This window comes from Lacinutrix chionoecetis, assembly GCF_053604665.1.
This window is the reverse complement of sequence record NZ_JBSHNQ010000053.1, coordinates 1-25,611: the sequence shown is the minus strand read 5'-3', so window position 1 is coordinate 25,611 and position 25,611 is coordinate 1. Positions and strand designations below refer to the sequence as shown.

The 25,611-nt window shown below is 33.6% G+C and carries 18 protein-coding genes; 10 read left to right on the top strand and 8 right to left on the bottom strand.

All coding sequences use genetic code 11. From position 1 onward, the window contains the following. Nucleotides 1–199: 199 nt before the first annotated feature. The 6 genes from ACVC43_RS00940 to ACVC43_RS00915 all read left to right on the top strand — a co-directional run bounded on the left by ACVC43_RS00940 (nt 200) and on the right by ACVC43_RS00915 (nt 12,424). Nucleotides 200–3,250, top strand: a complete 3,051-nt coding sequence (locus ACVC43_RS00940) for a SusC/RagA family TonB-linked outer membrane protein (RefSeq protein ID WP_452222700.1) — start codon at nt 200–202, stop codon at nt 3,248–3,250. A gap of 3 nt (nt 3,251–3,253) precedes the next feature. Continuing rightward, nucleotides 3,254–4,723: a RagB/SusD family nutrient uptake outer membrane protein gene (locus tag ACVC43_RS00935; RefSeq protein ID WP_452222699.1), complete on the top strand. Its 1,470-nt coding sequence runs from the start codon at nt 3,254–3,256 to the stop codon at nt 4,721–4,723. 33 nt (nt 4,724–4,756) lie between these two features. Then, nucleotides 4,757–6,745, top strand: coding sequence for a hypothetical protein (locus tag ACVC43_RS00930; RefSeq protein ID WP_452222698.1), 1,989 nt, complete (start codon nt 4,757–4,759; stop codon nt 6,743–6,745). A 42-nt stretch (nt 6,746–6,787) separates the two neighbouring features. Beyond that, complete coding sequence (locus tag ACVC43_RS00925; RefSeq protein WP_452222697.1) at nt 6,788–8,422, top strand: glycoside hydrolase family 16 protein; 1,635 nt, start codon at nt 6,788–6,790, stop codon at nt 8,420–8,422. Between the two features lies 1 nt (nt 8,423). Next, a complete protein-coding gene (gene bglX / locus ACVC43_RS00920) occupies nt 8,424–10,727 on the top strand; it encodes a beta-glucosidase BglX (protein ID WP_452222696.1) in 2,304 nt (767 codons plus the stop codon). A gap of 281 nt (nt 10,728–11,008) precedes the next feature. Next, nucleotides 11,009–12,424 carry a T9SS type A sorting domain-containing protein gene (locus tag ACVC43_RS00915; protein ID WP_452222695.1) on the top strand — a complete coding sequence of 472 codons (1,416 nt, stop codon included), beginning with the start codon at nt 11,009–11,011 and terminating at the stop codon, nt 12,422–12,424. Between the two features lie 70 nt (nt 12,425–12,494). Here the strand turns inward: ACVC43_RS00915 and ACVC43_RS00910 are convergent, their stop codons facing one another. Further along, the gene (locus ACVC43_RS00910) at nt 12,495–13,286 is read right to left on the bottom strand and encodes a hypothetical protein (protein WP_452222694.1); all 792 of its coding nucleotides are present in this window, start codon (nt 13,284–13,286) and stop codon (nt 12,495–12,497) included. Between the two features lie 245 nt (nt 13,287–13,531). Here ACVC43_RS00910 and ACVC43_RS00905 point away from each other — a divergent pair, with 245 nt between their 5' ends. The 4 genes from ACVC43_RS00905 (at nt 13,532) to ACVC43_RS00890 (ending at nt 18,656) form a co-directional block, all read left to right on the top strand. Beyond that, nucleotides 13,532–15,997, top strand: coding sequence for an ATP-dependent Clp protease ATP-binding subunit (locus tag ACVC43_RS00905; RefSeq protein ID WP_452222693.1), 2,466 nt, complete (start codon nt 13,532–13,534; stop codon nt 15,995–15,997). A gap of 63 nt (nt 15,998–16,060) precedes the next feature. After that, on the top strand, nt 16,061–16,510 hold the full coding sequence (locus ACVC43_RS00900; RefSeq protein ID WP_452222692.1) for a hypothetical protein: 450 nt from the start codon (nt 16,061–16,063) through the stop codon (nt 16,508–16,510). Nucleotides 16,511–16,512: 2 nt separating this feature from the next. Next, on the top strand, nt 16,513–17,871 hold the full coding sequence (locus tag ACVC43_RS00895; protein ID WP_452222691.1) for a DUF5458 family protein: 1,359 nt from the start codon (nt 16,513–16,515) through the stop codon (nt 17,869–17,871). Between the two features lie 131 nt (nt 17,872–18,002). Beyond that, a complete protein-coding gene (locus ACVC43_RS00890; RefSeq protein WP_452222690.1) occupies nt 18,003–18,656 on the top strand; it encodes an outer membrane beta-barrel protein in 654 nt (217 codons plus the stop codon). Between the two features lie 64 nt (nt 18,657–18,720). Here the strand turns inward: ACVC43_RS00890 and ACVC43_RS00885 are convergent, their stop codons facing one another. The 7 genes from ACVC43_RS00885 to ACVC43_RS00855 form a co-directional block, all read right to left on the bottom strand. Beyond that, a complete protein-coding gene (locus tag ACVC43_RS00885; protein WP_452222689.1) occupies nt 18,721–19,260 on the bottom strand; it encodes a hypothetical protein in 540 nt (179 codons plus the stop codon). Next, complete coding sequence (locus tag ACVC43_RS00880) at nt 19,241–20,023, bottom strand: hypothetical protein (protein ID WP_452222688.1); 783 nt, start codon at nt 20,021–20,023, stop codon at nt 19,241–19,243. The genes ACVC43_RS00885 and ACVC43_RS00880 overlap by 20 nt, the downstream gene beginning before the upstream one ends. Nucleotides 20,024–20,049: 26 nt before the next feature. Then, nucleotides 20,050–20,739 carry a hypothetical protein gene (locus ACVC43_RS00875; RefSeq protein WP_452222687.1) on the bottom strand — a complete coding sequence of 230 codons (690 nt, stop codon included), beginning with the start codon at nt 20,737–20,739 and terminating at the stop codon, nt 20,050–20,052. A 5-nt stretch (nt 20,740–20,744) separates the two neighbouring features. Continuing rightward, nucleotides 20,745–23,474, bottom strand: coding sequence for an OmpA family protein (locus ACVC43_RS00870; protein ID WP_452222686.1), 2,730 nt, complete (start codon nt 23,472–23,474; stop codon nt 20,745–20,747). A gap of 9 nt (nt 23,475–23,483) precedes the next feature. Next, a complete protein-coding gene (locus ACVC43_RS00865; RefSeq protein ID WP_452222685.1) occupies nt 23,484–23,972 on the bottom strand; it encodes a DUF4280 domain-containing protein in 489 nt (162 codons plus the stop codon). Nucleotides 23,973–23,981: 9 nt separating this feature from the next. Then, nucleotides 23,982–24,947: a hypothetical protein gene (locus tag ACVC43_RS00860; protein WP_452222684.1), complete on the bottom strand. Its 966-nt coding sequence runs from the start codon at nt 24,945–24,947 to the stop codon at nt 23,982–23,984. A gap of 18 nt (nt 24,948–24,965) precedes the next feature. After that, a partial coding sequence (locus ACVC43_RS00855; protein WP_452222683.1) for a phage baseplate assembly protein V occupies nt 24,966–25,611 on the bottom strand: 646 nt, incomplete at its 5' end.

Here is a 25,611-nt window from a genome sequence, read left to right as displayed (position 1 = left end):
CATTTTTAGATTTCTTAAAATTTTCTTAAAATCGATAGTCTTCTTTTATTGTCTCAAACATCACACTATAACTGTATCTCTAATGCTGATTTAGCAATTTACACCTGTTTTAATTAGATTGTATATTATTTGTAGCGGTTGTTATTAACAAATCATCAATGTTTTGACTTAATTTTGAGAATACAATAAAACTAATTCGATGAAAATAAAATTTTCCTTACTTTTTACTTTCTGCATAAGCGTTTTTTCTTATGCCCAAACAATAAGTGTATCAGGTACTGTTACAGACATTGCAGATGGACAGCCTATTCCTGGTGTAAACATCATAGTTAAAAATACTAATAATGGTGTTTCTACAGATTTCGATGGAAAATATGTTTTAGATAACGTCCCAGAAAATGCAACAATTCAATTTAGCTACGTTGGTTACATATCTAAGGAGCAAGCAGTGAATGGACAATCCTTAATTGATGTAGCTCTCGAAGGCGATGTTGGCAAATTAGATGAAGTGGTATTAATAGGATACGGTTCCCAAAAGAGAAAAGAAGTTACTGGAGCTGTATCAACCATTTCCAGCGAAACAATAGAAGCTTTAAAACCAACACGTATTGAACAAGCTTTGCAAGGACAGGTTGCTGGTGTAAATGTCACTTCTCAATCTGGAGCACCAGGAAGTACATCAGATATTAGAATACGGGGTATTTCTACCAATGGAGATAATAAACCATTAATTTTACTCGATGGTAATGTAATAGAAGATTTAAGTGTAATTAATCCTGGAGATATTGAAAGCTATACTGTTTTAAAAGATGCTACAGCAGGCATCTATGGTGTAAGAGCTGCAAATGGTGTTATTTTAATTACTACTAAAACAGGTAAAAAAAACAGACCACTTACGTTTAATTACGACGCTTATGCTGGTTTTCAAAAAACCACACGTAAAATTCCATTATTAAATGCAACAGAATATGCGTTAATTAAAAATGAAGCAGCCGTTGCTGCTGGAAACGATTTACCATTTCCAAATACCTTTGATTTAAACAAAGGAACAGATTGGCAAGACGAAGTTTTTGAAACCGCTCCAATATTTAATAATTCAATTACTGCAAGTGGAGGCACAGAAAAATCAACCTATTCTTTTGGAGCATCGTTATTAACCCAAGATGGTATAATTGGAGGCAGCAAAGCAAATTTCACCAGATATACTTCTCGTATTAATTACGGATTAGAAATTTTAGAAAACTTAAATTTTAAGGCGAATTTAATTTATACAGGCACAACAAGAAAAACCTTACCAGAAAGTGGTTTAGGATCAGTATTATTTAATGCTTTAAATTTTGCACCAACTGATGCACCGAGAGATGAAAATGGCGAATTTACATCATCTGCAGGGTATCCAATTGAAGTTGTAAACCCATTAAAACAAATTGATAACACATTTAATAGAACTGAAGTCGATAAAATAAGTGGAGTATTTGGTTTGAATTATAAATTTTTAAAAGGTTTTAGTGCTGAAGCGAATTACCAATGGAATTATTCCGAAGTAAGAAGTAGAGGTCTTAATCCACTTGTAGAATATGGTAATGGCTCTGTTTTCGATAATACCGATAATGTACAGTTTACCGAAGGAATAAATTTTTTCAGAGATTATACGTTTGATGCTTTTATTAATTATGAAACATCCTTTAATGATAATACACATAATATACAAGCGACGCTTGGAACCTCAATCTTTAAAACTACAGGAGATTTTTACTTAACTGTGGGTAATGGTTTGCCAGAAAACACCGCTTTTAGTGATGCAGACATTAATGATGCTGAAACTATTACAGATCCTTACGCTCAAATTAGTAACCGCTTTTTCGACTCGAGATTACTTTCTTACTTTACAAGAATACAATATAATTACAAAGGAAAGTATTTATTTTCCGGAGTTGTAAGACGTGATGGTTCCACAGCGTTTGGTCCGCTAAATAAATTTGGAATATTTCCATCGGCATCAATAGGTTGGGTAGCTTCAGACGAGTCTTTTTTAGAAAACAGTAATGTTATAGATTTTTTAAAGTTCAGAAGCTCTTATGGAATTCTTGGTAATGATAGAATACCAGCTTTTGCTTTCGAATCTTTATTAGATGGAGAAGGCGTTTATGTTTTTGATGATGTTTTACAGTTTGGAAATGCTGTTGGAAGAATTTCTAATCCCGAGATTCAATGGGAAGAGCAAAAAGCATTCGATATTGGTTTCGAAACAAGATTACTAAATAATAAAATAGATATCACTGTAGATTATTTTAGCCGTAGAACAGAAGATTTATTATTACCAGTAGAGAGTTCTTTAATTTTAGGTAGTTCTGCACCAGGATCAAGTAATCCAATAGTTAATGCTGGAACTGTTGAAAATAAGGGTGTTGAGTTTCAAATAAGTTATAAAGATAATTTATCAGATAATTTTAAGTTTAATGTAAGTTATAATTTTGCTACATTAAAGAACGAGGTATTACAGGTAAATAACAGCATAGGTTATGAGGTTGGCGGAAGTTTTGGCATTGGCCAGGCAAACCCACCGTCAAGAATGCAAGTTGGTCAACCAATAGGTGTGTTTTATGGATTACAGACTGATGGTATTTTTCAAAACCAAGCCGAAGTAGATGCACATCCATCACAGTTAGCATTAGGGGCTAATGCTCAGGCAGGAGATTTACGTTTTGTCGATGTCAATGGCGATGGTGAAATAAACTTTGACGATAGAACGTTTATTGGAGATCCAATTCCAGATGTTACCATGGGATTAAATTTAACGTTCGATTATAAGAACTTTGATTTCCAGACGTATTTCTTCGCTTCTATAGGAAATGATATCGTTAGAAATTATGATAGAAACAGTGCTAAAACTAATTTAACTACTTATATTTTAGACAGATGGACAGGTCCAGGCACTACCAACAGTAATCCAAGAGTTACAGAAGGTGCTACTTCTAACACAGCATTTTCAGATTATTTCGTAGAAGATGGCTCATTTGTAAGAGCACAAAACATGCAGTTAGGTTATACTTTTAATCGTGACAAATTGCAAAATATTGGTTTAGAAAATTTTAGACTATACGTATCTGTAAGTAATGCCTTTACATTAACAAAGTATAGAGGATTCGATCCAACTACTTCAAATGGAGCACCAATAGGTAGTGGTATTGATAACGGATTTTATCCAAACCCAAGAACATTTTTATTAGGAACTAACGTAAAATTTTAAATAATGAAAACGAATATAAAATACATACTATTGCTTTTAATTTCAGTAGTTACTGTTATTTCTTGTAGTGACGATTTTGTAGATGTAGAATCTCAAAATGAAAGTTCAGAAAACTATTTTAATTCTGAAGAAGATTATCAAAATGCTCTAATTGGTGCTTACGATTTATTACAATCTACCTACCTTAATGTAATGTTAGGCGAAATCGCATCAGATAATACTTTAGCTGGAGGAGAAAGCGCCACAGATGTTCCGGGAATTCAGCAAATTGATGACATGATTCATACACCAAGTAATGCACAGTTACGTTCAATTTGGGGCTGGATGTTCGCAGGTGTTAATCGTGCTAATTACATTTTAGAATTTCAGGATAAAACAGATTTTTCAGGTAAAGAAAACGTATTGGCTCAGGCACGTTTTTTAAGAGCATATTACTATTTCGAACTGGTAAAATGGTTTGGTGATGTGCCTTTAATAGTAGATGAACGTTTTCTTTTTGGAGATCAGTTTGAAGTCGATAGAACACCAAAGGAGCAAGTATATGCACAAATGGAAATCGACTTAATATACGCTATAGATAATTTACCTTATGTACAATCGCAAACAGGTCGTATAACAAAAGGATCTGCTCAAGCACTTTTAGGTAAAATATATCTCTATCAAAATAAATTTGGAGCATCAGCAATTGTGTTAGAAGATTTAATAAATTTTGGTCCGCACGATTTAATTTCAGACTATACCACACTTTTCGAAAATGATAATGAAAACACCGTAGAATCTGTGTTCGAAGTACAATATACAGACCTTGAAGGTGCAGGATTCGAATGTTTGCAGTGTAGTGAAGGAAATGTAGCCGTTGGTTTTAACGGTATTCGTAATTATAATGGACCAATGTTCGATTCTGGATTTAGTTTTAATGTACCAACTCAGGAAGTAGTAGATGAATTTGAAGACGATGACCCAAGAATAGATACTGCTATTTTAGATATAGATGCATGGGCAGCATCAACAGGAGCAACCTTTGGAACAGGTTATGAACATACAGGCTATTTTAACAGAAAATATATTGCACGTCAGGGAGACTCTAACATTGGTGATCAAAATTTAACAAACCCTAATAATTACAGAGCCATACGTTATGCAGATGTATTACTAATGGCTGCCGAAGCGCTTAATAGAGGTTCAATTGCAGATGACAGAGCTCAAAACTATTTGAACGAAGTAAGACAACGTGCGTTTGGCGATATGGATCATAACGTAACCGTAACAGGTGCTGCATTAACAGATGCTATTTATCACGAGCGTCGTGTAGAATTAGTTGGAGAGGGACATCGTTTTTTCGATTTGGTGAGAACAGGTCGTGCAGCCTCAGAAATAGATGGCTTTGTAGCAGGTAAACACGAATTGTTTCCTATTCCTCAAATTGAGATAGAATTAACAGGTAATCGCTGGTCTCAAAATCCAGGATATTAAAAAATTAATATGAAAATAAAAATGAAAAATAAGATGAAAAATTTTAAGTACATTATTAGCTTATTCGTTGCCATTACAGCCATTATTGGTTGTTCAACCGACGACGATTTACCAGATGTTAGCGTGTTACCAGCGCCATCGAATGTGGCAGCCGTAATTACTATTGCGCAAGATAATTCTGGTCTTGTAACCATTACACCAACTGGCGAAAATGTGGCTAGCTTTAGAGTAAACTATGGCGATGGTTCAGGGTTAGATTCAGGACTATTAAACCCAGGAGAAAGCACTCAAAACACATATACAGAAGGCACTTACGAAGTTGTAATTGCAGCCACTGGTATAAATGGTAAAACAACCGCTGTAGCGCAAACTATAGTTGTTGCATTTCAAGCACCACAAAATTTAGTGGTTACTATAGAGAATGATAGCGCAGTCTCTAAGCAAGTTAATGTTACTGCTACAGCAGACTTTGCTATGTCTTACGAGGTAGATTTTGGAGATCCGGCAGGAACAGTTTTATCTTCAAATATTGGCGAAACCACCTCTTTTATATATGACGATGCAGGCACTTACACCATAACAGTAACTGCTTTTAGTGGTTCAGTAGATACATTATCTTATTCTGAAGATTTTGAAGTAACCGAAATCTTAGCTCCAGTTGCAGCAGCACCTACACCTCCTAATAGAGATGATGCCGATGTGGTTTCAATTTTTAGTGATGCTTATAATGATGTTACTTTAGATGAATTGCCAACAACATGGTCTGCCACAACTTTTGAAGCAACTACAGTAGATGGTGATAATGTGTGGAAACTATCAGATTTAGATTTCTTAGGTATGGTAACTAATTATGTTGATGGCGTAGATTTAAGCAACATGGAGAAAATGCATATCGATTATTGGGTACCCTCAGGAGCAACAAACGAATTACTTGTTAAAATTGTAAATACCGTTGATGGAGGAGAAGCAGAGCAGTCTTTAGGAACTACTGTTGCAGGATCTTGGCAAAGTATAGAACTTGATATGACAGGTTTCGACAATGGAAACTTAGCTAATAAAAATAATATAACACAGCTATTAATAGATTCAGATGGTGTTTCGGCTTTTGTTTATATAGACAATTTTTATTTCTATAGAGATGCTAATACAGGTTCTACATTTGATGACGGATTATTAACTAATGGAGATTTCGAAAATGGAGCTAATCCATGGATAGTTGGTGTAGACGATAACAGTCCTGCTCCAGTAGTAACCAATGGCGGTAATACTTATTACTCTGTAGATGTCACTTCAGCAGGAGATGCATTTGCTGTAAACGTAAGCCAGAAACTTGAAATTTTTCAAGACGAAACCTATACACTTACTTTCGATGCATGGTCAGATGTTAACAGATCAATCATAGCAGGTATAGGTTTAAGTTCAGGCTCTTTTGCCAATACAAGCCAATCGGTAGATATAACACCAACAGTAACTACTTATACTTTAACATTGACTGCCACAGGTTTTGGTGCAACAGATGCTCGCGTACTCTTCGATTTAGGTGCAGAGATAGGAATGGTAAATATCGATAATGTTTCGTTATTTGTAGCCTCTTCAAATTTATTAACTAATGGAGATTTTGAAAATGGAGCTAATCCATGGATAGTTGGCGTAGACGATAATAGTCCTGCTCCAGTAGTAACAAATGGAGGAAACACTTATTATTCTGTAGATGTCACTTCAGCAGGAGACGCATTTGCTGTAAACGTGAGTCAGAAACTTGAAATTATTCAAGACGAAACGTACACGCTAACTTTCGATGCGTGGTCCGATGTTAACAGATCAATCATTGCAGGTATAGGTCTAAGTTCAGGCTCTTTTGCCAATACAAGCGAAAATGTAAGTATAACTCCAACAGTTTCGACTTATACACTAACCTTAACTGCAACAGGATTTGGTGCTACAGATGCTCGAGTACTTTTCGATTTAGGTGCAGAAATAGGAATGGTTAATATAGATAACGTATCGCTGTCTATTAATTAAGATTGAACCTTTATTTAAAGACAATCTAAAAAAATATATGCTATGAAAATGAAATTAAAATTAATAATACCTCTGTTTAGTTTAGTGTTTTTTGTCCTTGCATGTCAAGATGAAGACCAAACCTTTGGAGAAATTAATGCACCCACTAATATTACGGTTACAACTAATATCATAGGGCAGGATGCTGCTAATCCAAATGGAGATGGTAGCGGTGTTGTAACGTTTACAGCCACTGCGGATAATGCTTTAAGTTACAAATACAGTTTTAGTGGTGTAGAACAAAACGCACCTTCTGGAGTTACAACCTATACCTTTGCAAATTTAGGTGTAAACACGTATGTAGTAACAGTTGTTGCTTATGGCGTTGGTGGTGTGTCTACTACCACAACAATAGAAGTAGACGTTTTAGCAACTTATTCGCCGCCTGCAGCCTTATTAGAAACATTAGTAGGAGATGGCTCAAAAACATGGAGAATTAAATCTGAACAGCAAGGGCATTTTGGTCTTGGACCAGTAGGAGGAGATGTTCCAGCTCAATGGTACGGAGCAGGACCAGGAGAAAAATCAGATACAGGAATGTACGATGATCGTTATATCTTTAATGCTGATGGTACATTCACTCATATTGTAAACAGTACAAACGATGATCCAACAGTTGATCCTACGGGAACGGTGTTTGGTCGTGTAAATTTAATAGACGAGTTAGGTCCTCATACCGAAACACCAAATGGAGCAGATATAGAAAATTATCCTTACCAAGATTATTCTGAAAATTGGGTAATTACTGCGCCTGGCGGAGTAGAAACAATTAATTTGTCCGGTTTAGGTTTTATAGGATATTATACTGGTGGTGACCATAAATACGACATTTTTAGTCGTGATGTTCCTAATGAGTTAGTTTTAAGAACAACAGATGGTAATGGTGAATTCGATTGGTGGTTTATTATTACATCTCTCGAAGAAGGAGAAACGGAAGGCTTTCAAACCATTTATAACAATATAGTATGGCAAGATGAATTTGATGTTGATGGCGCACCAGATCCTCTAAAGTGGACATACGATTTAGGTACTGGCGATAATGGTTGGGGAAACAACGAAGCACAATCTTACACAAATAATGCAGACAATGTAATTGTGGATGATGGGATGCTTAAAATAACTGCAAAAAAAGTAGGATCAGATTACACTTCAGCACGTTTAAAATCTGAAGACTTATACGAATTTACTTATGGAAGAATAGAGGCACGCGCTAAATTACCATCCGCTCAAGGCACCTGGCCAGCAATTTGGATGTTAGGAGAAGACTATGCAACTAATACATGGCCTGGATGCGGTGAAATGGATATTATGGAGCATGTTGGTAATGATTTGAATGCTATTCACGGAACATTACACTATCCAGGTATGTTTGGTGCAAATGGTGATGGAAGTACTATTAATGTAGATACTGCAACATCAGAGTTCCACGATTATACTTTAGAATGGACTCCAGATGTTATAAAGATTGTTGTAGATGGTGAAGTTTTTCACTCTGTAATTAATTCTGCATCATTGCCTTTTAACAGCGATTTCTTTTTAATATTAAATGTAGCAATGGGAGGAACCTTTGGTGGAGATATTGACCCTGCATTTACACAAGACACTATGGAAATTGATTATATAAGAGTTTACCAATAACATGAAAAAAACAGCAATCCTATTATACCTTAGTTTCTTTGTTGCAATTTTATCCTGTAATCAAGAGACAGAAAAAGTCTTTGCTTTAAATTCAGCAACAACGAATTCGGGCTATACCGATATTGATAATAAGGTAAACGAATTATTATCTAAAATGACCTTAGAAGAAAAAATAGGTCAAATGAATCAATACAACGGTTTTTGGGATTTAACAGGGCCAGCTCCAAAAGCAGGAGATGCAGCTAAAAAATACGAGCATCTGCGTAAAGGGTATGTAGGTTCTATGCTTAATGTTAGAGGTGTGGAAGATGTAAGAAAGGTGCAAAAAGTTGCAGTTGAAGAATCCAGACTTGGCATTCCACTTATAATAGGTTTTGATGTTATTCATGGTTACAAAACGTTAAGTCCAATACCATTAGCAGAATCTGCGAGTTGGGATTTACAAGCTATAAAAAAATCGGCAGAAATGGCAGCTTTAGAAGCATCTGCAGCAGGTATCAACTGGACATTTGCTCCAATGGTTGATGTGTCGAGAGATGCACGATGGGGACGCGTAATGGAAGGTGCTGGAGAAGATACCTATTTAAACTCTAAAATTGCAGCAGCCAGAGTAAAAGGATTTCAAGGCGAAAATTTAGCTAATAATAATACAATTGCAGCATGCGCAAAGCATTTCGCTGCTTATGGTTTTGCCGAAGCAGGTCGAGATTATAACACAGCAGATATTGGTACATCAACACTGTTTAATGTTGTTTTACCTCCATTTAAAGCAGCAAAAGATGCAGGAGTAAAAACATTTATGAATTCCTTTAATGAGCTTAATGGTGTACCAGCAACTGGAGATAAATACCTTCAACGCGACATATTAAAAGGAAAATGGGACTTTAAAGGTTTTGTGGTTTCAGATTGGGGATCAATAACAGAAATGATTGCACATGGCCATGCCAAAGATGGAACTCATGCGGCTGAAATGGCAGCTAATGCAGGATCAGATATGGACATGGAGTCTTATTTATATGTTAATGAGTTAGCAAAATTAGTTAGAGACGGAAAAGTAGAACAATCCGTTATAGATGATGCAGCAAGACGCATTTTAAAAGTAAAATTTGAATTAGGATTGTTTGACGATCCTTATAAATATTTGGACGATGCACGTGAAAAAGAAATTACTGGTAGTAAAATACTCCACGATGCAGCCTTAGATATGGCTAAAAAATCCATTGTCTTACTTAAAAACGAAGGTAGTATTCTTCCGCTTAAAAAAGAAGGTTTAAATATAGCGGTAATAGGTGCTTTAGCCTCAGATAAAACAAGTCCGTTAGGAAGTTGGCGTATTGCTGCCGAGGATAGCACAGCTATTTCGGTTTTGGAAGGTTTAAAAAAATATTCAGGAAATACCATTACTTATGCCAAGGGAGCAGATGTGGTTGTGGATAACCCTAATTTTATTACAGAAGTAAAGATAAATTCAACAGATAAATCAGAATTTGGTAAAGCAGTTTCTATAGCTAAAACAGCCGATGTAGTTATAATGGTACTCGGAGAACACGGTTTTCAAAGTGGAGAAGGAAGAAGTCGAACAGATTTAGGATTGCCTGGCGTTCAGCAGGAATTATTAGAAACTATTTATAAAGCCAATAAAAATGTAGTATTGGTTTTAAACAATGGAAGACCGCTTGCTATAAAATGGGCAGACGCCAATGTTCCTGCAATAGTTGAAGCATGGCAACTAGGAACACAAAGTGGAAATGCCATTGCACAAGTCCTTTATGGCGATTATAATCCAAGCGGAAAATTGCCTATGAGTTTTCCAAGAAGTATTGGTCAAGTACCAATTTATTACAATTATAAAAATACAGGAAGACCAAGTTTACCAGGTGCAGATGTGGTATTCTGGTCTCATTATCAAGATGAAAAAAATGATCCGTTATACGTTTTTGGTCACGGTTTAAGCTACACAACATTTAGTTATAAAAATTTAAAAGTAAATAATTCTTTTAAGGACTCTAAAGAAATTACAGTTTCAGTAACGTTAACCAATACAGGAAAAACTGAAGGAAAAGAGGTTGTTCAATTGTATTTACGAGACATGTATGCAAGTATTACTAGACCAGTAAAAGAATTGAAAGGATTTGAAATAGTCGCGCTAAATCCTGGCGAATCACGAAACATTACGTTTACCCTTACGGAGAATGAGCTAGGATTTTTTAATAATACTGGACAATTTATAGTTGAACCAGGCGATTTTAAAGTTTTTGTAGGTACAAGTTCTAAAGCGAATCTTGAAGCTAAATTTACACTGTAACAGAATAATATAATGTAATTTTTCCGTAGCCAGACTAAAAACAAGAATAAGGGCTACTATTTCTCATATTTATTTCCCTCTTTGGTGTTCAACATCCAGAGCCAGAAGTAGTTTATAATATTACCGTAGGAGTTAAAATTGGTAGCATAAAAGTTGCCGGACTCTTATTTAATAGTGAATACTATTAACATTGATTAAGGAATAGTCTTTAATCTAATCTTGTAAAAAAGTAAATCCAATTATCGGCTATAACTACTTTTTTATACTAATCTATAAAAATTATGAAAAACTTTACCTTATTAATTATCTTACTTTCTTTGAATTTAGGATTTTCCCAACAACAGATTTATAACTTAGGTTTTGAGTCTGGAGATCCAGATGGAGACATAAATGCTTGGACAACGTTCGATCCTCCTGCTCCAGCATTTGAAATCGTTACAAATCCCGATCCAGATGGTGTTAATCCATCAGCAACCACTCAAGTCTTAAAACTTAATATGGTTGGAGCAGCACCATGTTATGCAGGTGCTGTTAATTTTCATGGTACTTTAGGGACTTGGGAGTTAGATGCAGCAGTACCAAGTAATTTATCTCTAAGTATGGATGTAAACAGGAGCAGTACCAATGGAGTAGTAGGTATAAAATTCGCAAATGCTACAAACGGCACCGTATTCGAAATTACCGATGCCCAAGGTCAAGTTTCGGCTGCAGATACATGGGAAACACTAACCTGGGATATTTCTGGCTTCAATGTGGGAGATAATGTAAACATTGACCAAATGGTCGTTTTTATAGACTTTACTTGTGGAGGACCTGATACAACAGAAGACGTACAATTGTTAGTCGACAATATTACATGGGGTGCCAATAAACTATCTGAACCAACCGAGCCATTTGATGGAACAATTAATTTTGATGCTAATGCCGCATGGGGAGGATTTATGAATGTTTTTGAGTTGCCCGAAAATGGAGGAGCCTACCAGTTTGGAAGTGGTTGGGCAGTTCCAGATTTAAAAACTGTTATTAATACAGGTAACTCTACAATGACTTTGCAGCCCAATTTTAACACCTATGCAGATAATTCTACGGATGCTTTTTGGGTGAATCAGACTACTTTAGAGGGTAATAAAGATATGGAGGCAAGCACTGTAATTGGAGACAATTCTTTAGTAGGCCAAACCTTTACTTTTACTGGTAATGTATCGTCGAATACTCTTGATGTTGCCTACAACGCATACGCTTTTATTAGAATATTTGATGGTGGCTTTACGCTTTTAGAAGAAATAACAGCACCGCTAACTGCAGGATCAAATTACAACGTTACATACAATAACTCGCAACCTGGAGCAGTAAATATACAATATGGTTTTACAGTTAGAGGCCGTAATGCTAATCCAGCAAACGAGGCTGCGTTAGGTAATATAATCATTCAACCAGCATCATTGGGAGTAACAGAATTTAATATTTTAGATACTGTAAAAGTATATCCAAATCCAACCTCAAATTCATGGCAAATGACGTCTCATGAAGAAATCTTAGATATTGAAATTTTCGATATTTTGGGTAAGCAGGTAACGAAAATGCAACCCAACGTTAACAATTTCACGGTTGATGCCTCTTATTTCGAGACAGGAATGTACTTGGCTAAATTAAGTACCGCATCAGGAAACAAAACCTTTAAACTTATTAAACAATAAGTTAACTTTAATATAGTAATATAAAAAGTGCGTCTGATAGAGACGCACTTTTTTATTTTAAAGAGCTGTGCTATAATTTTTTTACAAGCGCAGTCACATTGCCATCTTTAGTGTCAATTTTAAAAACTTGACCTTCATCGTTATTTGTTTTAAAGCTTTTTAAGCTGTTTAAATCGAGTGTGTCTGGCGAGTAAGTGGTATTATCTGTTAACAAAAAAGTTCTCAATTTAGGATTGGTATTTACAATTTGATAAAACTTCCCATTAGTTGTCGCAGTTTCTTTTAATTGTATAAAGTCAACAGTTATTAACTTATACTCACCATTAGTAAGAATTTGTCTAATCAAGCAGTTGTGAGATGTCGGTTCTTTAGTTAAGATATTGGTAATGTTTTCAGGAATTTTATTTTTTGTTTGAGAAGGTTCAGTAGGGTTGTTGTTAGCAATGGTTTCTTGAATAACTTCTTTATGTTCATTGTCTTCTGTTTTAAGAACAGGACTTGCATTAGTTTGAGTAATTACGGTCTCTTCTGTAACCTCTGGAACGTCTTTTTTTTCATTTAGCATCACCAATCTAACTGCCTTTTCACAAGGCCAATTTTTTGGTAGAATTAGCTGGTTTGTTTTGCTATCTAAAGCTAAAATAGCATTAGCAGTTTCAAAAACCCCTTTTTTGGTGACTACGCCTGTAATGTAATTATTTTCACCCCATTTCATGAGGTAGGAATTATCATTAACTTTTCTAATTGTATAAATAGTGGCAGAGCCATCATTACATTGCCATTGGCCTTCAAAGCCACTTAAATCTTCTTTGCAAGAAACCATGGATAATACTACTAACCCTAAAATAACTATTCTATACATATTCATTCTTTGTTTTCTTATTTAATCAATCTAAATTTAAGAGTTTATTTTAAGTAAAACCAATTATAAAAGTGTTTTCTGTTTTACAGAAACTAAAAAAATTGTTCAAATTATTCACAGTTCTCACTTAAAATTACTCTTTATAGATAAAACCTTACACTTATTCGTATTTATATTAGCTATTAGTAATTATTATATACTTTTATTCTAAAGCAAACAAACGCTCAAAACTGCCAGCTTCCCAAATGGAATACAATTTTAATACAACTCTAAATCAAGTCATTCACATCGCACAATCTATAGCAAAAGAGTATTCTCACAAAGAATATTCTTCAGCTCATTTATTAAAAGCATTATTGCATCGCGATATTGGGATGCTAAAATATATTGAAAGCATTGGGAAAGATGCTTATTATATAGAAGAATGGGCAGAGGTAAGGTTAGAATCTTTTCCAAAGACTAACAAAATACCAGAAAGTCCTGGACATGACGCCTCGGTAGAAGCTGTTTTTAATGAAGCTGAAAGTGTAAAGCTTAAGTTAGGCGTGGACGACATAAATGTTTATTGTGTATTGGCAGCCTTAGCAACACCTGGCGTTGGTTTTTCATTCGAACAACTTAAAACATTTCCGTTACAGGCAGACGATGTTATAAACAACAAAGGCAAAAAAGTTTCAAAAACGGTCAATTCAGGTACTGTAGGCAATTCGAAGTCTTCAAATGCTGAAGTTAACGGAACAATAAAATACACTATAGATAAAAGTGAATTAGCCAACAATGCACTATTAGAGCTTATTTCTGGTAGAGATGCCGAAATTAAAATGATTACCGAAATTTTAGGAAGGCGTTCTAAGCCAAACGTCATTATTTTGGGTGATCCAGGTGTAGGTAAAACGGTTATGCTTAATGGATTAACCTATGCTACGGCAAGCGATAACATTCCGGAACATTTAAAAGGGGCAAAAGTATTTGAGCTAGATTTTATAAGTCTGGTTTCTGGAGCAGGATATAAAGGAGAGATAGAAGACAGATTAAAAAAGCTACTCGAAGATATAAAAGCGCATGATAAGGCAATTCTGTTAATAGATGAACTAAATACAATTACAGATAAGAGTAATGGCAACCAAGGCTTGGTTAATATTTTAAAGTCTGAATTGGTAAAAGGGGAACTCACCATTATTGCAACAGCAACAAACGATGCATTTAGAAAACATATTGAGGTAGATGAAGGATTAGCCAGACAATTTGAAACCATAAATCTGGAAGAACCTTCACCAACGGAAGCACTTAGGATGATTGAAAACACAATCTCCTATTACACAAACCACCATAACCTTGATATTAATAACGAAACCATAGCAGAGGCTATTAGATTAGCACAACGTTATAATAAAGAACGTAGCTTGCCGGATTCAGCAATAGATTTAATAGACAGGACAATGTCTGCAGCAAAGTTTATGATTGAGACGTCTGTAGCAGAGATAGAAGTATTAAAAGAAAGAGTAGCAGCTTTAAAAGAAGAAAAGCGACCAAAAGAAGAAGCTCTTAGCGAAATTAACTGGATGTATACACAAATGAAAGATAAGTTAAGCTATCTTTTGTTTACCGAGCTTGAAGAAGAAAATAAATTAGAACAGATAACAACACCAGCAAAAGGTTATAAAGAATTAAATTCTATTTTAGAAAAGCTGTTAAAAGTCGCTTCAAAAGAGAAAACGGCTGTTAATAAAAATGATATTGCCTTAACCATTGCAAATAAAACAGGTATTCCAACAGGAAAATTACAGGCAGACGAAAAGGATCGCTTGTTAAATATGGAAGATCAACTAAAAAAACGGGTTATTGGTCAGGATCATGCCGTGAGAGTAATAACAGAAGCTGTTTTAGAATCGCGATCAGGATTAAGCAAACCAGGTTTGCCAATAGGTTCATTCTTTTTCTCTGGTCCAACCGGAACAGGAAAAACAGAATTAGCTAAGGCACTTGCAGAGTTTTTATTTCAAACCGAAACCTCAATTATTCGATTTGATATGTCGGAGTTTAAGGAAGAACATTCTGCTGCACTCTTATATGGAGCACCACCAGGTTATGTAGGTTATGAAGAAGGTGGTTTATTGGTGAATAAAATTAGACAAAAACCATATTCTATTGTGTTATTCGATGAAATTGAAAAAGCACACCCATCGGTTTTCGATATCTTTCTACAAATTCTTGACGAAGGTAAACTGCACGATCGATTAGGTAAAGAAGGCGATTTCTCTAATGCAGTTATTTTATTTACCTCAAATATTGGTAGTGACCATATCGTTGAATCTTTTAACCAAGGCGTAGTACCAAAGTCTAATGATTTGTTAGAAATGATGGGAAGGCATTTTAGACCAGAGTTTTTAGGAAGGTTAACAGAAATTGTTCCTTTCTCTCCAATAATGGAAGATTTTATAACAAAAATTTTTAAAATTCAGCTAAAAGATTTATACAAGGCCTTAGACAAACAAGATATGACTCTTACTTTAAGCGATAAGGCTACGACACATCTTGCAAAAAAAGGATTTACACCAAAATATGGGGCTAGACCATTAAGAGGTGTTATACGAACAGATTTAAGATCACCACTTTCTAAAAAAATAATTTCAGGCGAATTAACCAAAGGAGCAAAAATTAAAGTAGATATCGATAAAAAGGGTGAATTGACTTGGGATATATCAAAATAAATAATTCATTATAAAAAAAATAGTTTTATATTTAACACTAATATTAATCAAAATTGCACTAAAATGAGTGATACATACGGAATAGGAGGTAATGAAGTTAAAACTGATGCAGCTGAAGCTATTCAGGACATTCCTCAAAATAGAACCCTTCTTGTCGAGAAATTAACGCAAGACCAACCAATAAAACCAGAAATAGTTAAAGGTTTAAAAACTATAGACGATGTTTTTGAGCATTATAAACCAAATGTTGAGGTTGAATTTGAAAACGCAGAAGGTGTAGGCAAAAAAGAGACGCTTAATTTTAAAGGATTAGGAGATTATGGAGCTATAGGTATTACCAAGCAAAGTAAATTTTTAAAGGAATTAAGTGTTGAAAAAGATCAATATGTAAAAATTGCAAAGCAATTAAAAACGAATAAAATACTACGATCTGCTTTAGAAGATCCAGAGGCTAAACAAGCACTAATGGATTCTATAAGAGCATTATTAACCGAAATTGAAGCAAATAAATAGATATGGCTACATCTCAAAACAAAACACAAGCATTTAAACCTGTTGAAAATCCCTCAGAGTTTTTAAAAGACAATAGCGAAAAGTTAGCAAAATACGGTGGATTTGATTTAATGGAGGCTTGTGTGGAAGGCGTTCAAAATATGAACCCTGAAAGAAAGGCAAGAAAAAAGATTTTTTTAACCGAAAATGCTAAAAAAGACGAACGCGAAACTTTAAAAAAGGTCTTAGAAATGTGGTCTTCTATAATGTCTGAATCTGATAATATATCAGAAATGGTAGAAGAATCTCAAAAACGTTCTCAAGAGGCAGATGTATCTTTAAAAAAGAATTTAGGTAAAGCCGTTAATGCAACACGAGATTTAGAAAGATCATACCGATCCATGGCGCTTTTCTTTAAAAATACAGAGGCCGATAAGCTTAAAAATATATCTATTGTAAACGCAGAATTAGAACAGGTTAAAGATTTAGATAACACCCGTTTTATAGATGCAATTTCTGAAGAATTAAACGCATCTTACGATCGTTTAGATTTAAGAGAAAATTACGGACTACTGGTTATTCCAGGTTATTTAGGGTCTAATAAAGTAGTGGAGAAGTGGGCTAAGATAGCACACGATAATAAAGTAATGTTAGTTACAGATTTTGAGCATTTAGATGAGCCAGATGATGTTATGGAAATGTTTGAATCTGCAAACCTAACTGGAGGAGATAAATACCGCTCTAATGTTATCATGTCTTGTAACTGGTTAGTAGGAAGAGGAAAACACGATGAGGTAGGTGAAGAGGACGATTTATTCGTGCCACCAGCAGGGGCTTTAGCAGGTAAAATATATAATACCTTAATGTCTCAAGTTACTGCAGGTAAGAAATTTGGTGGTATTAACGAAATTGATGGTGTACGTTTCGATCTTAAAAAGAGCGAAATAGCACAATTAGAAAAACTTGGGTTAGTACCAATGGTAAATGAATATGGAAAAGTTATGGCATTCTCTGCAAAGACTTTATTTAATGGAGACAATTTAGGGCTTCAAACCTATTCTGTTGTAAGAGTATTCGATTATGTAACAAAAGTATTGATGGATTTTTTAAACCGTCGTGCCTTCGAAAACTTTAACGCTAAAACAAGAAAAGAATTAATGGGACAAATTGTTAAGTTTTTAGACAATATTACTGGTCCAGATAAATTAATAGAAGATTTCTCTATAAAGCGTTTTGAGCAAGATCATAACCAAAAAGATCGTATTTACTTAGATGTGCATATGAAACCTTATTTTCCAGCAAAGAATTTTATGATTAAAATGGATGGACAAAAAGGTGACGATGGCAATGAGTGGGATGCAGAATACGAGCAACAAAAATAATCCAATAATTATAACATAAAAAAAACCGAAGTTTTCGCTTCGGGTTTTTTTTATGTTTAAAAAAAAGTTTTTTTAATATAACATATCATTTTAAATATTCTTAATTAAACCAACAAACAACAGTATTAAACATGAACAAAAAATTAGTATTTCTCGCATTATTTCTAACTTTTTCTGGACTTTACGCACAAGAAACAGAAGTTGAAAACTCAGATTTTTACCTTTTAAGAGGAGAAATTTTAGTTGAAGGCATGTTAGGTTATAGTAGTGAAGACGATGAAAGAAGAGCAGTAAAAACATCATCTTTTACCATTAACCCTAAAGCAGGGTATTTAATAGCAGACGATTTAGCCATTGGTTTAGATTTATCTTATCAAGAAGCAACCGAAGAACCGGAAGAAGCAGAAGCCACCGAGGAAACAACACTTGCAGCTGGTTTATTTGTAAGATACTATTTCTTAGAGTTAGGGAAGCGATTTAAAGTTTACGGAGAAATAGGAGGTGGTTATTTAAGCACAGAATTTGGTATAAAAGAAAACACTCAAGAAGCTACAGGATTTCAGGCTGGAATAGACATAGGAATTAACTATTTTGTTAAAGAAAACATTGCCATTTCTTTTGTGGCTTCAGATATAGCTAATTACCAATCTTTAACATACGATGAGGTCATGTTAAGTGAAGAGTTAACAATTGAAGAAAAAACAGTGAGCTCACTTAATGCAGATTTAAATGTGTTTAACAATTTCTTCCAATCTGCAAGATTTGGGGTTATGTTTAAGTTTTAATAAAATAAGTAACCTATTTAAAAGTCCAAGAATTAATTTTCTTGGACTTTTATATTTCTATAAATTAGTTTGTTCTCATCTTTTTATCTAAAGCTATAAATTTTTGTGTAATATACCCAACAGATAGATGTCCCATATTAGTATCTGTCTCAGAAAATGCATCAATAAGGAAATGATTTTCTTTATCTTCAAAAAATAGTTTTTTTTGGCTATTAGTTATTTTTGATTGCGCTGCATTGTAATTACCTAAGTATTTTACAAACATATTTATAATATGTTCTATGCGGTCATTATTTTCCTCAAGTTTAATTTCTAAAGAAATTAATTCATTATTAACTAAAATTACTTCAATAGATTCAACAGGAACATCAAATAAAGTATACCGCTCTTTATCTTGAGTATCATGATATTTAGCTGTGAATTCAATACCTCTTTTACTTAACATGCTACTATTAAGTTTATGCTTGAGGATAGTATTGGCATTCTTGTTAATTATTAAAGCGTCTAACGCTATTTTAGACGTTTTACTTTGACTTAATATTTGAGAAGTAGACAAAATTAAAAACAGGAAAATACTAATGGTTTTATATAATCTCGAATGCATTGTTCTTTTTGTTAAAATAAAATTCTATATCAAGCATAATCTTTTCCTGTTCTTCTTCGTTACCAAAAGAAAGTGCAGGATGACCATTAAGTGTTTTTAAAGCTGCTTTTTTTCCATATGCAGAGAAAACTACAACAGAATCCTCCTCAAACATCATTACGTTATAACCCGTTTTAAAATCGTTAATTAATTTTTGTATTCTGGTATTAGCTTTTTTATTTGATAAATACATGGCTGTTGCCATGTTGTATTCTCTGTCTGCCATTTTTTGCGAAAACAAATCATAATTTTCCTCACTAATTATTTTACCCAGATTAAGATAGGTGTTTCTCAACTTTACTTCTAAATCATCAACATCTTTTAAATTCTCACCATCTTTCCAATAGTCTCTTAATTGGTAAGGTATTTTTGCTTCGAAAACGGTTGAGCTTGTTAGAATAGATGTCTTTTTCTCTTTATCAATTTTGGGAGACATATTTCCTCTAAAATCACTAATAAAAACAAAGACATCATTGTACACATCGTATAATTCTATTGTATAATTTAATTGTGCTTTAGAGGATAGTTCTAATTCACCAGATTTTGGTAAGATCTTAGCACTAACTTTTTGCTCTCCACTTTTAGATATAGCAAAATTAATTGGAATTCTAGTTGACGCCTGCCCATCAAGTTCTAATGTAATTACTGGTACATCGTTAACACGTATTTCAAACAAACAAGCTGCTGCATCGAAATTAATCATGTAGTATGGCTCTTTTATCATTTTTGCAATTCTAAAAAATTAATTATTTATTTTGTATATGTGTTATAAACGTTTTCAGGATCGTGCTCTGTTTCATCAATAATAAATTGTTGGTAAGTATAATTAGGATTACCTCTTTTCTTACGCTCAATTATAAAGTCTTCCCAATAGGTAATGCCAGGTAGTGCAGGATAATTTTCTGCAATTGGCATTACATTAAGGTTTGAATCCATTCCGTAATGCTGTTTTGTATAAGAAATGTGGTATAAAAGACCGTTTTTAATATCTTCCCATATGAATTCTGAAGGATAACTATCTTGTTTATTTTTTTCGTCACTAAATCCTGTATAATTAGGTTCACCTAATTTTTCTCTCAACACTTCAATTAGTTTGTTACTTTGTTCTGTGACCAAGGTTTCTAATTGATATCTATTGATAATACTATCTTTTTTATTAAAATAAAAGGTTACTTTATTTTCATAACTAGCATCTGGGTTTTCTCCTGAGAAATTAACGTTATTAAATATTAAAATTTTATCAGAACCTGTAGAGGTGTATTTATATTCACCTTCTGATACTCCAGCATTATAAGTAGCTGTTTTTATTTCTGATGAAATTAAATCTGAAATTTTATCTTCATTTAACTTGACTTTTGTTAAATCGAAATTTGATTGCGATTTACATGCTAGTAACATAATATTAGACATTATTAATAATATTATTCTATTTATTTGCATTATTTTTATTTTTTCTCTATTAAATTAATTGTAGCATCTAATCCTGTAATTTGTTCTATTTGTTTAATGATATCAAATTCTCTTACAAGATTTTTATATTCTCTACGATGATCCGCAAGATTTTTATTATAATTTCCACTAAACCATCCTGCTCGAATTGTCATTCCTACTTCTGCTTTTACTTCAATTTTAGCATGTAAGCCATCAAACTGCAATTTGGGTCTATAGGTTAGTTTTTCGTTTTGATATTTAATTTCATGTCCAAATGTAACAGAGCCTTTACCTTCTATATGCGCCTTACCAGTAGCATAAAACTCTGCTACAACTATTACAGCTTGTGCTTTAATAAATAATCCAGCTTCTAATTTTAATTCTATTTTTGCTTCTGCGTCTAGTTGCACTTTTCTATTTGGGTCTGTGCTATCTGAAGCAGTGTTGTAAGTTAGGCTTAAATCTGGAATTTCAATTGTACCAGTTAATACTAAGTTTACATACATTTCGAGCTTAATATTTTCACCTTCGCCTATCCAATATCTTATGCCTTGTAATATTGGTGCCGCTGGACCAGTAGCGCCAATGGCCAAACCTAATAAATCTAAAGTTATTTCTAAGCCAATTAATGGCTGAGCTTTAAAATAAAGTTTAATTTCAGTGCCTAGTTCTTTTATCGCTTGATTATTTTTATAACCTCTTGCTAACTGCCATTCTGCACCTAAAGATAAGTTTGGAGGTTTTATTACAAAAGATAATGGCAATGTACTACCAACTTTTGTTTTTGCTATAGTTCCTTTTGTACCATTAGTAACATATTTAGAAGCATCTTTTAATTGAGCAAAAACTTTATAAAGTGTTTTAATTTTTTTGTCAAACTTGGCAGTAAGCTTCTCTTCTTCTGAATAAGTGTCTTCTCCAGTTTTGTTCCATTTAGCTTGAATTACGGCTCCAAAATCAATATCTGTATATTCCCATCTTCTTTCGGCACCAGTCTTACCTGCTCTAACATTAAGATTTTTTTCTCCATCAAAACCAAAGTTTTCAGGCTTTACGCTTTTATCATATGGTATGTTTTGCCATTTTACACTTAAATCATTACTTAAATTTAAGAACACGTAAAACTCCCATTTGATATCTGGATAAACTTTTACTTTTACTGTTGCTACATTATTATTGTAATAATATCTGCAACTATTTATATAAAATGAAAACGTGTTTGTTGTACTTTTATGAGGTAATATATAATCTACCGGAATAAACCTTGCTTTAGACAAACTTGAATAGACCTCATGTTCAAATTTAGAAGTGCCATCATATTCAAAAGGACCGTTATTACCTTTAGAGGTAAGTTCTAATACTTGTACGTTGGTGGTATGCTCATCAACACTTCCTTTTCTTAAACATTTATCTGTTTGGTAAGGATCTACAGTAAAGCTTATTTTTTTCTTTTCCGTCTCATCTGGTGCAATGGTTTGAAAAACAATACTTTCTGCATCATCACCAGAGATTTTAAATCTAACGGTTAATCGTCTGTTTCGTTCATGTTCTTCGTCTGTTAAGTCCTCACCTTCAATTAAAAGTCTTCTTTTACCATAGCCATTGGCCACGATTTTACTTCTTGAAACGCCTTTTGAAACCAAATATTCAACTGCAGATAACGCTCTTCGTTTAGACAAGTCGTCGTTGTATGCATTATTTCCCCTAATATCGCAATGTGCGCCAATTTCTGCAGGTACATAGGGATTATTTAGCAATAAATTAGATACACCGTTTAAAACCGGTTTGGCATCTGCTCTAATTTCATCTTTATCAAAATCAAAATGAATCGTTTCAGAAAAATGAAACTCTCCATTCCCTCTGTCCTTTTCTAATATCTTACCCTCATCGAATAGCGTAATGTTGACTTTATCATCGGTAACCGTAATTTTTTTGAAATGACAGAGTTCAAATCGCTCAACAGTTACTTCATTTTCTCCTACAGTTAATGGTTTTGCGCTTTCATGGTTTTCTACTTCACGTCTTGTAATCTTGTCCTCGATGGTAAGAAATCTAGCGTGAATATCATCATTATTATCGTCTAATATTCTATCACTTTTACCCGCAAGACTTATTTTTACATAAAATTCTTCTCCACTGTTATTTGCTGTTAGGCCTGTAAATTCTCTCCAAGAATATGTGTTATTTATTTCTACATTAACTTCACCTTGGATGCATTCTACACCTTTGAGAGTAGTAGCTTTCTCATTAGAAAATACAGATCGTCTATTATAAACGTCAATATCTAATTTTGCACCATTTAATCCTTCGGTTTGTACGTTAAGCCAAACGGTATCACCATATTTAATTTTTTCACCCCTGATATCAGCTCCTCCATTGGTTTTACTCCATGCAGTGCTAATAATCTTCTCGGGTGCTTTTCCCCAAAACTCAAGTTGTTGCGGGTAACTATTTGTAGGTTCATTTAAAAATGCTTCAATAACAAATCTCTTTGGCCCGCAAAATTTAGCTAACATAGAGATGGTTCTTTTATCACCAATAATCCCATCTTGGTCTTTACTTGCATATAAACCAAAAGATTTTGGTTTTAATACCCATTTTGCGAAGCCTTTCATCGCCTCAGGAGTTTCGGGATAATATTTTACTATAAGCTCATAAGCAAATTCGGGAGTTAGAAAAAAGCTTCCCCATGAGTGTTCTTTTCCTTGTCTTACAACTACTATTTTTTCTATTCCTATTGGCATATCAACGTATTATGTAAGTATAACTTCTTTAATATTAGGATCTTCTTCGAGGTTATGAGCATCTACCATTGGGTTAATTTGTTGTTGTACCTCTTGATTAGATTCTTGGGCACTACTCGAACTTCCAGCCATAGATTGCCCATGTTTTAATACACTAATGCATGGGCTTCCAGAAATTGGGCAAGTTGCTTTGCTGTCTTCTAATATTATTTTACCTCCATTACTAAATTCTACATTTTCGTAAAATTTATCCCATTTGGTAACAACTATTTGACAGGGCTTATAACTACTACCTGTAGGCTGTAATTTGCATTGTCCAAACGTGTTTTTTTCGAAAGTTGCTCCACCTAATTCCATTGTGGTAGCTATTAGTTTATCTGCACCATATGGATCGTTTGCATAATATTTTTGATGTGATAGTACTTTTAGTTTATCTGGGAAATCACCAAATTCACATTTGCATAAGGCTCCTTGTATGACTGCATATTTTTGACTCATTCTTAAACTTTACTTTCTAAATAATTTAGACCATAGTCCTATTTTTCTTTCCTTTTTGTTGTCTTCTTGGTTATCTTCAACGACGAATGCATTGCTTTCGTTTAATTCTTTTAATAAAAACAGCTTTACTAATATTTTTTTTGGAATTGAAAATTCGGTCTCAAACTTTGCTTCAATAGCTTCTATAATACCTGTTTTTCCATCAAACAGGTAAATAAGATTGCAGGTTCCAGGTAGAGGTTCTTCTTCTTCATTTAAATTTTTGTAATGCGGATGATCTAATTTCTGTTCTAAATCTAATGCACACCTTTCATCATCTATGTTACCATTTATATCTAATCTTATATCTTTAGTGTCTTCGTTTAATTGAATTTTACTTTTAACTTTATATTTTACTGGTTTAGCATTCCCAAGTATTGGATAGCTTAACTTCTCATCTATATATAAATCTTGCGAATAGAATTTATAAAAGGAGTTAAAATAGAGATTTATAAACCAATCTTTACTAATTTTTTTTAATAATATGTCTTTAGATAGAAGTGATTTTTCTGTTGCTTTTATATATTTCTCTGTTAGACCACTTTTATAATCTTCTCTTAAATTTACTTTAGTTTGCTCCCATCTACTTAAAATAGCATCAAAATTTAATATTTCAATTAGTTTACCGTTTCTCTTCGTTTTTAGATGCAAAGGGTAGAGGCATTTACTGGTTTCTAAAGCTAATTTGTCTATAAAATCATTTTGTATAACGTCATTAACAAAAATCTTATTTTCTCTGTCTACCACAAAAATTTTACCACCACTTTCTAAGTTGTCTTTAATAGATATATCTAATTTATACCTAATTTCATTTTGAGATTTACCATCATTAAAAAGTACTGAGCAGCCATATTTACCACTTAATTTTTTGGTGTTGAATTTTAAATGATAATTATCAAAAGCTATTGTGTTTGTACTTTTAATTTTGTCTTCCATTTATTAGAAATAAAACTCTTAAAATAGTTTCACCTTCTCCTTGCTTTGTACATCTACTGTTTTGCCTGATGTAAGAGTTAGGTTTTCTTTGTTGCTACTTACCGTTATTTCATCTGCTACGTTCGTTTGAGACTTAGCATCGGTAGATAATTTATCTTCTACTACTTTTGTGCTGTTTTTTGTCATAACATTATAATTTTCTGCTATACTTTTATTAAAGTCTTTGCCTGCAGACATGTCTATGGTCTCTTTAGCTTTAATTTTAATATTATTGGCACTTAGAGTCATTGTTTCAGCTGCTGTAATTTCAATATTGTTATTGGCAGTAACTTGAATATTATTTGATACCGTATCAATAAATATAACATTACTATTTTTATCTTTTATAGTAATACTTTCTCCTGCCGCAGTGTCATTAAACTCAATTATATGACCGCTTCTTGTTTTAATAGCTTTTATATTATTAGCATCGCTTTGAAACGCTCCAGCTTTACCGCCACCATTGTACAAACTTCCCATCATGTAAGGATGTTCTGCATTACCACCTTCGAAGCCCACTAAAATTTCTTCATCGATTTCTGGCACAAAATGAAAGCCTTTGTCGCCACCAGCATGAGGTGTTACTATACGTATCCAAGGTGTTATTTCTCCTAATTCTTTTTGC

Bases quoted from the DNA above. Each gene is read 5' to 3' on its own strand.
- ACVC43_RS00940 (WP_452222700.1), top strand. From the start codon at position 200: ATGAAAATAAAATTTTCCTTACTTTTTACTTTCTGCATAAGCGTTTTT.
- ACVC43_RS00935 (WP_452222699.1), top strand. From the start codon at position 3,254: ATGAAAACGAATATAAAATACATACTATTGCTTTTAATTTCAGTAGTT.
- ACVC43_RS00930 (WP_452222698.1), top strand. From the start codon at position 4,757: ATGAAAAATTTTAAGTACATTATTAGCTTATTCGTTGCCATTACAGCC.
- ACVC43_RS00925 (WP_452222697.1), top strand. From the start codon at position 6,788: ATGAAAATGAAATTAAAATTAATAATACCTCTGTTTAGTTTAGTGTTT.
- bglX (WP_452222696.1), top strand. From the start codon at position 8,424: ATGAAAAAAACAGCAATCCTATTATACCTTAGTTTCTTTGTTGCAATT.
- ACVC43_RS00915 (WP_452222695.1), top strand. From the start codon at position 11,009: ATGAAAAACTTTACCTTATTAATTATCTTACTTTCTTTGAATTTAGGA.
- ACVC43_RS00910 (WP_452222694.1), bottom strand. From the start codon at position 13,286: ATGTATAGAATAGTTATTTTAGGGTTAGTAGTATTATCCATGGTTTCT.
- ACVC43_RS00905 (WP_452222693.1), top strand. From the start codon at position 13,532: ATGGAATACAATTTTAATACAACTCTAAATCAAGTCATTCACATCGCA.
- ACVC43_RS00900 (WP_452222692.1), top strand. From the start codon at position 16,061: ATGAGTGATACATACGGAATAGGAGGTAATGAAGTTAAAACTGATGCA.
- ACVC43_RS00895 (WP_452222691.1), top strand. From the start codon at position 16,513: ATGGCTACATCTCAAAACAAAACACAAGCATTTAAACCTGTTGAAAAT.
- ACVC43_RS00890 (WP_452222690.1), top strand. From the start codon at position 18,003: ATGAACAAAAAATTAGTATTTCTCGCATTATTTCTAACTTTTTCTGGA.
- ACVC43_RS00885 (WP_452222689.1), bottom strand. From the start codon at position 19,260: ATGCATTCGAGATTATATAAAACCATTAGTATTTTCCTGTTTTTAATT.
- ACVC43_RS00880 (WP_452222688.1), bottom strand. From the start codon at position 20,023: ATGATAAAAGAGCCATACTACATGATTAATTTCGATGCAGCAGCTTGT.
- ACVC43_RS00875 (WP_452222687.1), bottom strand. From the start codon at position 20,739: ATGCAAATAAATAGAATAATATTATTAATAATGTCTAATATTATGTTA.
- ACVC43_RS00870 (WP_452222686.1), bottom strand. From the start codon at position 23,474: ATGCCAATAGGAATAGAAAAAATAGTAGTTGTAAGACAAGGAAAAGAA.
- ACVC43_RS00865 (WP_452222685.1), bottom strand. From the start codon at position 23,972: ATGAGTCAAAAATATGCAGTCATACAAGGAGCCTTATGCAAATGTGAA.
- ACVC43_RS00860 (WP_452222684.1), bottom strand. From the start codon at position 24,947: ATGGAAGACAAAATTAAAAGTACAAACACAATAGCTTTTGATAATTAT.